This window comes from Butyricicoccus faecihominis (assembly GCF_014648015.1).
Classification (GTDB): Bacteria; Bacillota; Clostridia; order Oscillospirales; family Butyricicoccaceae; genus Agathobaculum; species Agathobaculum butyriciproducens.
Genome location: NZ_BMQH01000019.1, coordinates 17,412 through 30,577 on the forward strand (window position 1 = coordinate 17,412; position 13,166 = coordinate 30,577).

A 13,166-nucleotide genomic window follows, 5' to 3' on the forward strand; every position below is an offset into this window, starting at 1 on the left:
TTACTATCTGTGAACTTGATATACATCTGAAAAATATGGTCTTGCCGGAAGGCAGTTTCATTCACAGGCGGCAGGTCTTTTTCATCTGCAAATCAGACTGTCACAGTAAGTGTCCGGTGTTGTGATGAAGCTGCTGAATCAGGCTGGGTGCAGCAGCCTGCTAACGAAAAAACTTGTCGGCAGAATTGGCAAGGCTGGAAAAACACCGAAGGAGCAGCTCATTGACCACTCCTTCGGCAGGAGCATCTTCCCCAATATGGATGCCAAGTGGCGCGCGTCTACGAGCGCACGGCGCTGTTCGACCAGACGGAAATTCAGACGGTACGGACTGTGAGTGACAAATTACAAAAGGGTCACAGGGAAATTCCCTGTTGAGCTGGATTTGCACCATCAAATCCGTTGCTTGTCAGACCGATACCGCACAATTTTGCCATAAAGAGAACCCGGAGCACACAGCCTGAAATTCAGCTGTGTGCTTCGGGTTTATTGGGCGGCGGCAGGCGTGGAGATCAGTTGATTTTTGCTGCCGTAAGGGAAAAGTGCTTCTGAAGCTCGAACAGGGTCCGATCGGGTTTCAGTAAGAGCAAGAGTACTAAAAACAGCTATGAGAATTTGGATAATACTAACGAAATAATTGCAAATTTTCGTTTGGCTATTGTGTTTATTTTGCAAATATGCTATATATAAGACAAGCAATTCATACGTATGCAAAGAGGTGAAAACAGTTGAAAACGATTACTTCCGTCGAACTTGCCAAATTAGCTGGTGTGTCGCAATCAACGGTTTCCCGTTGCCTGAATGACAGTCCGCTGGTTTCAGAAAAAACCAAGGCAAGAGTCAAAAAGCTGGCGGAAGAATACTCCTTTCAGTTTAACACTAACGCACGGGGGTTAAAAACCAACCGCACCGGTGTGATCGGATATGTATTCTCAGAGGATTTTACCGGCTTTGCAAACCATTATATTCAAAGTGACATTTACTATCGCATACGTATGCAGCTTGTAAAGGAAGGGCTGGATCTGGTGCCGGTGTTCGATGAAGGGAAATACGGTGAGTTTTTTTCCATCGAAAAGAGTATCAGCAATCGACGGTTTGATGCCCTGATCTTTAACCGACCGCAGGTGGATGAGCGAGTCAAAAGCCTGCTGCATGAAACAAAAATTCCATTTATCTATATTTACGATACGAATGAATCACTGGATGAGTCGTATATGATCGCACCGAGCCATTCACAGATTGGCGGTCTGGTCGGTAAGGCGTTTTGCGAAGCTGGCTATACACGATTTGTGGAAATTATCGGACCGCAGGATCGAATCGACGTTATACATAAACATGAAGCTTTTGCACGTGTTTTGCATCAGCATGGGCATAAGCTGTCAGATACGCACATTCTGCATGCAGATTACAACCTGAAGCAGGCTACGCAGCAGGTTTTGGAGCATATTGAACTGTTCCAGCCGGGTACAGCGTGTTTTGCGCAGAACGATATGATGGCATTAGGCGCGCTGGAAGCACTGCGCGAGCAGGGCATTCAGGTGCCGGATGATGTGGCTCTGATTGGTTCGGATAATATCCCGATGGGCAACTGGTTTACGCCGCATTTAACCACTGTGGCAGTAGATTATGACAAGATTATCAATTTAACAGTAGAATGGGTCATGGCAATGGCATCAAACAAACTGCCGGATACCTACCGGTATATACTGGACAGCAAATTGATCATCCGAGATACATTCTGTCCCTCAGCAGGAGAATAATTCTTTTATTCTCCGCAATTGAATACGTATGCAAACGCGGAAAAGCGTTTCAATTATAAAAAGAAAGAAGGAAAAGCAAATGAAAGGAAAAAAATTGATGGCTATGCTGATGGCAGGTTCCATGCTGCTGGCAGGTCTGACGGGCTGCGGCGGTTCCACTGCAAAGGGCGGCGGTGCTGCGGCAAGTGCGGATGATTACCCGAATGGTCCGGTAACAGTCATTTGTCCGTGGGGTGTCGGCGGCGGTGCCGATGTCATTGCCCGCAAGATTTCGGAGGTGGCCAAGAATTATTTTGATCAGCCGATCATTGTAGAAAATCACACAGGCGCTTCCGGCACCATCGGCATGATGGATGCCATGGATGCGGATGCGGACGGTTATACTATGGTCGTCGCCAACGGTCCGTTATTTTCGTTGACTCCGAAGTACATCGATGTATCCTATGATCTTTCTGATTTCACTATGCTGCGCGGTATGCGTCAGGTTTCGCTGATGATCCTCACTAATCCGCAGAAATCCAGCATCAAGACGTTTGATGATCTGATTAACTACGGCAAAACGCATAAGATCACGTATGCAACTTCCTCCGGCCCGGGCGGTGATCAGTACGTTGTTTCTTCTGCAATGTTCAAGTCGCTTGGTATCGAAGCGGAGCCGGTCGTTATGGGCAGCGAGGCAGAATCGATCAATGCAGTGGTTTCCGGTCAGGTAGACTGCGGTCTGGGTACGCCTCCGGCATACTACTCGCATCAGGAAGAGGGTACGATCCAGGCGGTTGCAACTTTCTATCCGGAAGCGGTTAAGACTCCGTACGGTGAAGTAAAGTCCATCAAGGACTGGGGTGTTGATGTTGAATTTGCCGGCATGGACTGTCTGGCTGTTCGCTCGGACGTTCCGCAGGAGATTGTAGACAAACTGAATGCAATGCTCGATGACGTATATGCCGATTCCAAGTTCACCGGTTTTATGGACGAGATGGGTTATCCGCTGTGGGATGCCAAGGGTGACGAAGTGACGAAGTTTATCGAGGATCAGATGGACAGCATGGACAAATACGTGGAGATGCTCAAGTAACAGGCTGGTCTGTTTAAGGCAATACCGCACAATGAAAGCGGCGGCTCCTTGCGCAGGCTCCGGTCGCGCTGCCGCGGCTCCTTGTGCAGGCTCCGGTCGCACTGCCGCGGTGCTTTGCGAAAATTATGCGGTATTGCCTTTTAATCTGGTATGAGAGGTGACAAGATTGAAAGTAAAGCTAAATTCGAATATGATAACAGGCGTTCTGTTTCTGATCGTTTCTGTTGCCCTGCATATTCTGATACCATCGCAGATCCGGACGTATGAAACCAGCGCGGTGACTGCTGCAACAGTTCCGACGCTTCTGATCCGCGGCATGATACTTTGCAGCGTGATCCTGCTGGTACAGGGTATCCTGTCCAAGGAAAAGACCGAATACACGATTTCAGGAGCCATTTTCACTAAAGAAAATCTGCTGCGGCTGAAACCGGTAATCTATATTGCCATGCTGATCGCATACGCGCTGCTGCTTCCGCATATTGGATTTATCATTTCCTCGCTGCTGCTTGCCAATGGCATTCTGCTGTATTTCGGTACGAGAAAATGGTGGTTCTATGCGATTGCCAGTGCAAATGTAATCGTTGCGTACTTTGCATTTCAGGCAATGAGCGTGACTCTGCCATAAGAAGGAGGAAGCGCATATGTTAGATAACTTGATGACCGGTTTGGCGCTGATGGCCTCGGTAGAGAGCTTCATTGCAATTTTCATCGGTCTGCTGGCAGGTATCATTATCGGTGCCATTCCGGGTTTGACTGCGGATATTGCGATCATCCTGTGCCTGCCGATTACATACAGTATGGAACCGATCCCGGCGATGCTTCTGCTGCTTGGCTTGTATTGCGGCGGCACATACGGCGGCTCCATTACTGCAATTTTGATCAATACACCGGGTACGCCCTCGAGCGCAGCGACTGTGCTGGATGGTTATCCACTGACGCAGCAGGGCAAGCCGCTGAAGGCTCTGACGATGGCGCTGTATGCTTCGTTTTTCGGTGGCCTGTTCAGTGCGCTGGTATTGCTGTTTGCTGCACCGAGCATTGCACATTTCACACAGATGTTTGGCCCTCCGGAGTATTTCTGCATCGCGGTGTTTGGCTTGTCTATTATTGCAAGCATCTCGAACGGCAATATCATCAAGGGTCTGCTCGGCGGCCTGATCGGTATTTTCATTGCACTGCTGGGACAGGATTCGGTCAGCGGTACACTTCGGTTTACCTTTGGTGTCCGTCGACTGGGCGCCGGTATCCCGCTGATCGTTACGCTGGTCGGTCTGTTCGCAATTGCCGAATTGCTCAGCCGCTCGGATTATAATCCGCGTACAGATGCAACGCGTAAGCAGCATTTGAAGCTGGACCATGAGAAGCTGTCGTGGGCAGAGATCAAGCGCTGCCTCAAAACAATGACGATCTCTTCGGTGATTGGTACGATTGTGGGTGCTATCCCGGGTACAGGCGGCGGCATTGCAGCTTTTATCAGCTACGATCAGGCGAAAAAGACCTCCAAATACCGTGATCATTTCGGTCACGGCGAGATCGAAGGCGTTTCCGCAACCGAGTCTGCCAATAATGCAACGACCGGTTCTACATTGATTCCGCTTACAACACTGGGCGTGCCCGGTGACGGTTGTACGGCAATTCTTCTGGGTGCATTTATGCTGCAAGGCATGGTGCCCGGTCCCTCCATGTTCAAGGAGCACAGCGATATTCTATACGGCATTATGATTGGTCTTGTCATTATCAATATCCTGATGCTGATTATCGGTCGTGTGTTTACCCCGCTGTATGCCAATATCACACGCATTCCTTATGAGCTGATGAGCGCAATCATCATTGTTTACTGCATTACCGGTGTCTATTCGAGCGAAGCCAGCACATTTCAGGTACTTCTGGCGGTCATCATCGGCGCGTTTTCGTTCATGCTGCGCAGGCTTGGATTCAGTGTTGTACCGATCATCCTCGGCGTAGTTCTTGGTGATCTGGTGGAAACGAATTTCCGCAACTCGATGGTAATGTCCGGCAATTCTCTGTCCATCTTCGTAACACGGCCGTTCAGCCTGTTGTTCCTTGCGCTGGCTGTGCTTTCGATTGGAATGTTCTTCTACAAGGCAGCAAAGGACAGAAAAAAGCAAAAAACAGAGTGAAATTAAAAAGGAGTTTCAGATGAAGTATTATACCGAGCCGAGCCGGGAGATCCCGGTTGCGGCAGAAACGGAAGTCCTTGTTGTAGGCGGCGGCCCCGCAGGTTTCGGCGCCGCCCTGCACGCAGCACGCATGGGACGAAAAACGATGCTGATCGAGCAATACGGCGCGGTCGGCGGTGTGGCAACCACGGGCATTATGAGTCATTGGACCGGCAGACAGGACGGCGGCTGCTTTGAAGAGCTGCGCGAAAAGGCACGCGACTGTGAAGCGGAGCAGGTCATCAATCCGGAAAAACTGCGTATTCTGATGCTGGATATGCTGATGGAGGCCGGCGTTAATGTACAGCTGTACACAGGCTTCAGCGATGTCATTATGGAGGGAAACCGCGTTGCGGGTGTAATCACAGAGAGCAAATCCGGCCGGGAAGCGATCCTGAGCAAAATGGTGATCGATTCGACCGGCGACGGCGACGTGGCCGCACGTGCGGGCGTTCCGTTTGAAAAGGGACGCTCGACGGACGGCGGTATGCAGCCGATGACGATCATGTTCAAGGTTGCCGGCGTAGATATGGATCGCGCCATGTTCTTCTGGGGCTTTGAGGATACGGTCCAGCTGCCGGAAGGCGATCTGCAAACACTCGGTCGTCAGGAATTACCCTCTCCGGCAGGTCATATCCTGCTGTATCCTTCGTCGCTCCCAGGCGTTGTCACAGTCAACATGAGCAATATGACCGATGTGGACGGCACAAATGCAAGAGATCTGAATCGTGCTGAATACGTATGCAGAAAGCAGCTTCCCGAGATTATTGCATTTCTGCGCCGCCATGTGCCGGGATATGAAGGCTGTTATCTGATCGACAGTGCCGATGTGATCGGTGTGCGTGAAACCCGCCGGTTTGAGGCGAATTATCAGCTGAATGAGCAGGATATTGCGCAGGCTCGTACCTTTGAAGACTGGGTAGTTACCAAGTCGAATTTCTTCTTTGATCTGCACAATGTAGAAGGCGCCGGACTGGATGCCAATGGTGAATACAAGGCGTTCAAGCAGCCGAAGCCGTATACGATCCCGCTGCGCTGCTTTGTACCAAAGACGGTGGAGGGTATTCTGCTGAACGGACGCAATATTTCGGGTACGCATAAGGCACACTCCAGCTATCGCGTAATGCCGATTGTAATGAATATGGGGCATGCTATGGGTATTGTTGCCGCGATGTGTGTTGCGCAGAACAAAAAGCCGCTGGAATTAGATATTCACGAAGTGCAGGATGAACTGCGCAAAACGAATGTAGAACCGTAAACTCAGGAAAGGAGACACAGTTAATATTATGCTGAAACGAATGCCCCGCACGATGACAGCAGAGCAGTCGCTGAAAAGCGGACTGTTCAAGCTGAGAGATATTGCCGCCTGTGCTTATGGCAATGGAAAGTGGATTCAATACCGGGATGCCGCAGGCACCTGTAAGCTTACGATGTCCATGGGAGAGATCGTAAAAAACGCCAGTCTGGAAGATGTTGAAGCGTCAAAGGCGCTTGCAGTGCTGTCGACAGGTACTCTGCCGGAGAACGGCGTAAAATCTATGGTGATTCTGCTGGTATCTCTGTTGGAAAAAGCGGAGAACCTCGGCTGCACGGAAGCGGATGTAAACGCAGTTTATGCGCTTCTGGAATATGCGGCAGAATATCTGCCAGCTATCGCGAAAGAGAATAACGGTGAGCTGCTCGGCAGCGTGCTGCCGTACATGACACTGATTAAGCCATTGAACAAACGGGCGCGTGAACTGGGCAATGAACGTGCAGCAGCAACGATGGAATATGCCCTGACAACGCTGCTCCTGACGTTTACCGAAGCCAACGGTGCAAATGGATACGGTGTATATGAACGCATGAAAGCACTGGCGCCCAACCAGTTTTTCAGCCTGAATCAGGTTGGCATTGAGAGATCAATTTCCGTGGATAGTCCTTATACTGACATCTGGACGATGGGATTTGATCCCATCGACGGAACGATTAAGGATTGTCGCGACATGGCATATCGCGATAAAGAGGAGGACGTACGAAACGTATTACTCGCGGTGAAGAATGCCCTGCAGGTTATTTGGAATATTGCCGCAAGCCTGTGATACGTGAATACACTGTCTGAGACAGCAGGTATGAAACCGCTCCAGCGATCAGCGTGTATTTACCCAATCTTCATGACCGGATAAACAAATATCCGTCTCCTCCTGTTTGTTTTTCAGATCTCAGTTGTTGAAAATCATATCACCCTACTTTACCCCAAAGGAGCTTCCACGCATGGCGATGGAGGCTCCTTTATTTTTCCGGCTCGCCGAACTGACAGCGCCATTTACTGGATCGCAGGTTACTACAGTCGGATCACTGACTGTCCATTCTACCTCATCGTTCGGAATTCGATCTCCGGTAGTAGGATTATAGGCAAATATGTTGCTAACCTGTTCACAATCGTCGATTCCCAAGACTCCGTGATCGGCTGCAGCGCCAGCGGCTCCTGTGCGGCCGAATCGCCAGTGCGGCAGCGCAACAGAATTTCGCTCATATCTTTTGAGGGCATACAGAGACCTTCTGCATATTATACGTCCTTGTGACTGCCGATGTATACGCTGTAGCTCACGCCATCCCATGCAACAGCCTGATCGAGTGCATTGGCAACGGCGCGGACCGGCAGATAGGTTGTGCCCTTGTAAAGCAGCACGTCAACCGTCTTGCCGTTGACGTCGGTCGGAACAATCAGCTTGTCGTTCACATAGACCTTAACCCCGGTTTCAACAGCCAGCTTTTCTGTCTGGCGTTTGGCGGTGTATTCGCCCGAGGCCTTGCCGCCCAGAATGGACGACTGCGAGTTGGCAATGGCTTTCAGCTTGGCAAGGGCGATTTCCGGTGCGGGAGCCAGGTTATCATAAGGGTTACACATATTCCATGCATCTGGACCGTCAGCGGTTACATTATATTGGTTTTTTATGTCGTCCTGCCATGTGTTCAGTTCAGCCCAGCCTGCACTTACATCTATATTTTCGCCAGTTGTGTAGTCCGTCATCCACACAACCGGTCCATTATCTCCCCAGTCCTCATTTTCTCGTAAACCCCAAGTGACTTTCCATTGCCCGTCCACTACGGTTTCAACCAGACTGATAAGACCGACATCATCTTCTCCGACTGTGGAGCCATTGGCTTCCCAAAACAGGTACTTTTTCCCATCGCGTTCACCAATATTAATGGTTCTCTTGAAATAATCCGGATCATTCTGAGAAAAAGGACTAATTACCTCGTGCTGTGCAATGCAATTTGCTTTACTGCCATCCCAGTGATAAACCATATAGGTGCTGTGCTTATTCGTTCCCTTAGCGTTTTTCTCCTTCGTATTGCAAACACAAAGCAGTTCTTCGTTTCCGTCACCGTCAAAATCAATCAGCATAGCCGTCACCAGACCGCTGACGATACTGCCGCTGGCAGCGCGCTTGCCGTACTTGCTCTGCAGCTGTTCGATGACCGAAACATACGCTTTCGCGCGGTTTACCGCATTCTGATCCACCTTATGTTCGCCGAGATATGCACTGGACGTCGTTCCATCCCATGCGATCGGCACATTGAGCGCCGCAGATACCGCGCGAATCGGCAGATAAGTCGTACCATTATACAGCATTGGCTCTACCGGATTGCCGTTTGCGTCACCCGGATTGAGCTTCTGGTCATCCACATAAACCGTAACACCACGCTCTACGGTAATGTTCTTCTGTGTCAGCGCGGCTGCAAATGGCATACTCATCACCAGTGCTGCACCCAGCAGACCAGCGGTCAGCCGCTTGCCGAATATTTTCATCGTTTGATTTTCATGCCTGTTCACACTTTTTCTCCTCTTTTGGACGAAAGCCCTGAATATAACCTGATTATACCACAGTTTCCTACTATTTACTATTCTCATTGCATTCAATACATGGATAGGATATAATGAATTTACATTGACATGAAACAGGATAAGGGGTATGAAAATGAAAAAAAGACTGATCTCCATTGCCATGGCAGCTGTTATGGCGGTCGGAAGTATTCCGGCGGCAGGCGCACTGCTTGATGGCTTCAACAATACACGTACTTACTCCGATCAGTTTACGGATGTGCCATCAACAGCATGGTATTACAATTCGGTCAAATCGGCTTATGAACTTGGGATTACTGCCGGTACGAGCGCATCTAAATTTTCACCCGATCAGAATTTAACTACCGATCAACTGACTGTTTTTCTGGCGCGCATTCATGCGGCATACCATCACAATGAAATCGTCGAAGTGCAAAATCCATCGAGCTGGACTGATAAGTACTATTATTATGTAGAGCAGTATATCGACAGCAGTTATCGAGACAGTATTTTCGGTGGCAGGGATAATGAGCAGCGCTGGCATTTTGCATACTGGATCAGCAAGGCGCTGCCGGATTCTGCATATACCGCTATTAATAATGTGCCGGATGGACAAATCCTTGATTTGACCGAAAATAAAATTTATACCGAAGACGGGTCTTTCGATGAGATCTCCGACCGCATCTATATGCTTTACCGTGCAGGCATTCTGACCGGCAATACGGCATACGGACATTTTAATCCAAAAGGATATGTTACCCGTGCAGAAGTAACCGCAATTATTACCCGTATGATCGATCCGGATCAGCGTAAGACATTTCAGCTGAAAGCAAAACCGATCTCCGGTCCTGCGAGCTTTTTAGGTGAATATTTTACTTCGGCCAATGACGCAAGCCGTCCTTGGCTTGGCTGTTCGCTTGAAATTACAGATGTAACAAACAAGGAAGTAACCTTTAAGTTCGACCACATCAAGTCCGGACGCGTGATTCTTTTCACGGCAGAGAAAGCGAAATTTACTTCTGCGAATACAGCAGTTGCAAACGGAACCGCGTGCTATTCAGAAGTTCCCTCAACGATGGAGAAGATTAAATATGTGCTGACGTTTACTGATCATAATATCAATGTTAAAACGTATGGCAGCGACCCTTACCGCTATAGCTATAATGTTAATTTCACCAGTACAGGCGCAATGAAGTAACAGCAGTATATATCCATACACCCGTTTACAACTTTATAAATAATAGACTTGTTGATGAATCAGCTGTTTTAAGGCCTTTAATAACCTGCTTTTTTTCCTGAAATTCAGGCATAACCTGCCGGATCATGGAGGCTGCCAGTTCCAGTTTAGATTCTTTTTTCTGCCACATACGATAGCCAGGAGGAACGGAAAGGAAATATTATGTTACAAAAATTATATGTTTTTTTCAGGAAAGAAACCGTTTTGTCAATTGCAGTGATCCTGGCGCTTCTTTCTATGTTCTGGGGCAGACCGGATAAGGCTTATTTTACTTATATCGATTTCAGGACTCTCGGGCTCCTCTTCTGTTTGATGGCAATTGTAGCTGGTTTGAAGGCTGTTGGTGTTTTTGATATACTTGCCCAAAAATTGCTGATGGGAACATCGGGAACTGTGGGTGTGATCAGGTTGTTGGTACTCTTATGTTTCTTCTTGTCAATGGTGATCACCAATGATGTGGCATTGATTACTTTTGTTCCTCTTGCACTGATCATTGTGCATAAACTGCCAAAGAAACTGGGCAATTACTGGCTTCTTAAAATAGTAGCCATGCAGACAATCGCTGCTAATCTCGGAAGCATGCTCACACCAATCGGAAATCCGCAGAACCTTTATCTATATGCCAGAGCAGGGATGTCCGCGGCAGAATTAATAACCCTGATGCTTCCCTATTCCGCCACAGCACTTATCCTTCTTCTGATATGGATACAGGCAGCCGCTGCCAAAGCACCTCACGTATGCGGTTCCGAAAAAGATAAAACTCTTTGGGGATTCTCTGACAGAAAAGAACTTAACATGGAATACCTGGCCGCTTACCTGATCTTATTTGCAATCTGCCTGCTCACTGTTGCACGTATCATTCCATACCAGATTCCTCTTGTATTGGTTCTTATATATACGCTGCTAAGAAACAGGGAAAATATAAGCAGGGTGGATTACTCCCTGCTTGCCACCTTTATCGCATTATTTATTTTTATCGGCAACCTTGGAAGGATTCCGCAATTCAGCAGTTTGCTGGAAAGAATCATGGCAGGAAGGGAAACACTTACTGCTGTTCTTGCCAGTCAGATTATGAGCAATGTTCCCGCTGCGCTTCTTTTATCCGGCTTTACAGATCATTACCGGGCTTTAATTGTCGGAACCAATATTGGCGGTCTCGGCACTCTGATTGCATCCATGGCAAGCCTGATAAGTTTCAAATATATTGCAAAAGAAAACAGGAATCTGAGAGGGCGGTATTTGGGAATATTCACAGCCTCCAATATTATATTTATGATATTCATGTTAATATTGTATTTTTTTCTTAGATAAAGGTTTTCCCGGAATTACAAAAGCTATAGCAATTCTTTCTTCGCAAAAAATTCTCCGCGGCACTCTCCCATCCTGGAAGAAAAGCCGCGGAGAAATAAATATATTTTCAGTGCCAATACAAAGATCATTAATCTCTACACCACTTTGCTTTTTCCAATGAAAAGATCGGAGATTACTATACAGAAAAGCGACAGGCGAATACCTGTCGCTTTTCTTGTATTTTTGGTAGCAATGAAATTACCATTTTTTAAGGTCCCATGCCTTGATATCGTTAGCGATACTGCCGGTGTAGGAAGAGAACTTATACTTGTTACCGATGGAGATGCTGGCGCGGATAGCGTATAATCAAGTTCGCAAAAGCAAACAGAAAATAGACAAGCCATCAGGGCTCCTGTAAAATGATAGTTGTCGAAAAAATCATCAAGTAAAGGAGAGGCCCTAATGGCTCGCAAAAAGAATACCACAAATCTGACAGAATTGCTGCTGCAATGTGTGACGCAGCCGGACCCGATGTTGAGTATGCTGGAATGGCTGTGTACACACCTCATGGAGGCCGAGGTCGATCAGCAGCTGGGAGCAGAGAAGAGCCAGCGCACGGACGGAAGAAGCGGCTACCGCAGCGGCTATCGTCCACGCCGCTTGGATACCCGGATGGGAACAATGTACCTCATGGTGCCCAAGGTTCGTCAGGGCGGCTACATTCCGTTTTTCGTCACGGAGCGCAAGCGCAGTGAAGCCATGCTCGTACAGGTGGTTCAGGAAGCTTTTGTGCAAGGCGTGTCTACCCGGAAAATGGAGAAGCTGGCGCATAGCCTCGGCATTGAAAATCTATCCAGAAGCCAGGTCAGTGAGATGACAAAAGGACTGAATGAGCAGGTCGAGGAGTTCCGTAATCGCTCTCTTGCCGGTATGGTGTACCCGGTTTTGTGGGTGGACGCACTGTATGAAAAAGTTCGTGTAGATGGCAGAATTGTCAGCATAGCGGTGCTTATCGTGTGCGGTGTGGACGAAAATGGACATCGAGACATCATCGCCGTTGAACCTATGGCCGAAGAATCCAAGAGCTCCTATGGAGTGCTGTTTCAGAATCTGAAGGACCGTGGTCTGTCTACGCTCAGGCTTATCATTTCAGATGCTCACTCTGGGTTGGTTTCGGCAATCCGTGAGTCCTTTTCCGGAGCCTCATGGCAGCGCTGCGATGTGATCGACTCCTACGCCAACCGCTTTCCGAAAGCGGTTCAGTGCCTTGAAGGCGGATTGGAAGATTGAATCGTGAAATCCGCAGACGTACCAGCGTGGTCGGAATCTTTCCGAATGAAAGTTCCTATATTCGCCTGGGGACAACGTATCTCATGGAATACGCTGAGGACTGGTCTGTCTCCAGAGCTTATCTCGGTCAGGAATCCATTGCGGCAACACTGACCACCGCAGCCTAACTTCATTTTTCAGGAGCCTTGTTGTGAACTTTACTTGACGCGGTCCATTCTTAACACCTTTCTGCTACCTCCTTAGTTTATTGGACACAAACTAATGGTAGCTGTTATTGGGGGTGCTGACAATGGCTCATTTTTTGTGCCATCGGGGTGCTCACATTTTGGAGTTCTTTTGCTCGACTTTTATTTTACCGAAAACACCAGGGGCTTCCACGCAAAAAAAGAGTGGAAAGTTCTTCGCTCTCCACTCTTAAATCTTCACTCTGTGAAATCAGTCAGCCCAGTACTTCGCAACATGTGCCTTGGTAACCTCAGCGGCCTTCTTGATATTCTCCTCGTTGGAC

Annotated in this window: 11 protein-coding genes and 1 pseudogene; 11 read left to right on the forward strand and 1 reads right to left on the reverse strand. The window is 48.4% G+C overall.

Annotation, left to right across the window (positions count from 1 at the left end; all coding sequences use genetic code 11):
- The first annotated feature begins 121 nt into the window (after positions 1-121).
- From IEY11_RS13835 to IEY11_RS13865, 7 genes are all read left to right on the forward strand, one after another.
- Positions 122-334: a hypothetical protein gene (locus IEY11_RS13835; RefSeq protein ID WP_194461877.1), complete on the forward strand. Its 213-nt coding sequence runs from the start codon at positions 122-124 to the stop codon at positions 332-334.
- Positions 335-725: 391 nt separating this feature from the next.
- Positions 726-1,757, forward strand: a complete 1,032-nt coding sequence (locus tag IEY11_RS13840; protein WP_188886845.1) for a LacI family DNA-binding transcriptional regulator — start codon at positions 726-728, stop codon at positions 1,755-1,757.
- 79 nt (positions 1,758-1,836) lie between these two features.
- On the forward strand, positions 1,837-2,832 hold the full coding sequence (locus IEY11_RS13845; RefSeq protein ID WP_188886846.1) for a tripartite tricarboxylate transporter substrate binding protein: 996 nt from the start codon (positions 1,837-1,839) through the stop codon (positions 2,830-2,832).
- A gap of 166 nt (positions 2,833-2,998) precedes the next feature.
- Positions 2,999-3,457 carry a tripartite tricarboxylate transporter TctB family protein gene (locus IEY11_RS13850; protein ID WP_147356589.1) on the forward strand — a complete coding sequence of 153 codons (459 nt, stop codon included), beginning with the start codon at positions 2,999-3,001 and terminating at the stop codon, positions 3,455-3,457.
- Between the two features lie 16 nt (positions 3,458-3,473).
- Positions 3,474-4,973, forward strand: coding sequence for a tripartite tricarboxylate transporter permease (locus IEY11_RS13855; protein ID WP_188886847.1), 1,500 nt, complete (start codon positions 3,474-3,476; stop codon positions 4,971-4,973).
- Positions 4,974-4,992: 19 nt separating this feature from the next.
- Complete coding sequence (locus IEY11_RS13860) at positions 4,993-6,270, forward strand: FAD-dependent oxidoreductase (RefSeq protein ID WP_118762023.1); 1,278 nt, start codon at positions 4,993-4,995, stop codon at positions 6,268-6,270.
- Between the two features lie 28 nt (positions 6,271-6,298).
- Positions 6,299-7,093 carry a hypothetical protein gene (locus IEY11_RS13865; RefSeq protein ID WP_188886848.1) on the forward strand — a complete coding sequence of 265 codons (795 nt, stop codon included), beginning with the start codon at positions 6,299-6,301 and terminating at the stop codon, positions 7,091-7,093.
- 467 nt (positions 7,094-7,560) lie between these two features.
- Here IEY11_RS13865 and IEY11_RS13870 read toward each other — a convergent pair whose 3' ends face one another.
- Positions 7,561-8,832: a stalk domain-containing protein gene (locus tag IEY11_RS13870; RefSeq protein ID WP_188886849.1), complete on the reverse strand. Its 1,272-nt coding sequence runs from the start codon at positions 8,830-8,832 to the stop codon at positions 7,561-7,563.
- Positions 8,833-8,977: 145 nt separating this feature from the next.
- Between IEY11_RS13870 and IEY11_RS13875 the strand changes: the two genes are divergently transcribed.
- From IEY11_RS13875 to IEY11_RS14670, 4 genes and pseudogenes are all read left to right on the forward strand, one after another.
- A complete protein-coding gene (locus IEY11_RS13875; protein WP_188886850.1) occupies positions 8,978-10,039 on the forward strand; it encodes an S-layer homology domain-containing protein in 1,062 nt (353 codons plus the stop codon).
- A 201-nt stretch (positions 10,040-10,240) separates the two neighbouring features.
- On the forward strand, positions 10,241-11,389 hold the full coding sequence (locus tag IEY11_RS13880; RefSeq protein WP_188886851.1) for an SLC13 family permease: 1,149 nt from the start codon (positions 10,241-10,243) through the stop codon (positions 11,387-11,389).
- A 441-nt stretch (positions 11,390-11,830) separates the two neighbouring features.
- Positions 11,831-12,825 (forward strand): annotated as a pseudogene (locus IEY11_RS13885) (IS256 family transposase).
- A 94-nt stretch (positions 12,826-12,919) separates the two neighbouring features.
- Positions 12,920-13,166, forward strand: a 247-nt coding sequence (locus IEY11_RS14670; RefSeq protein WP_207727238.1) for a hypothetical protein, incomplete at its 3' end; no start/stop codon positions are given.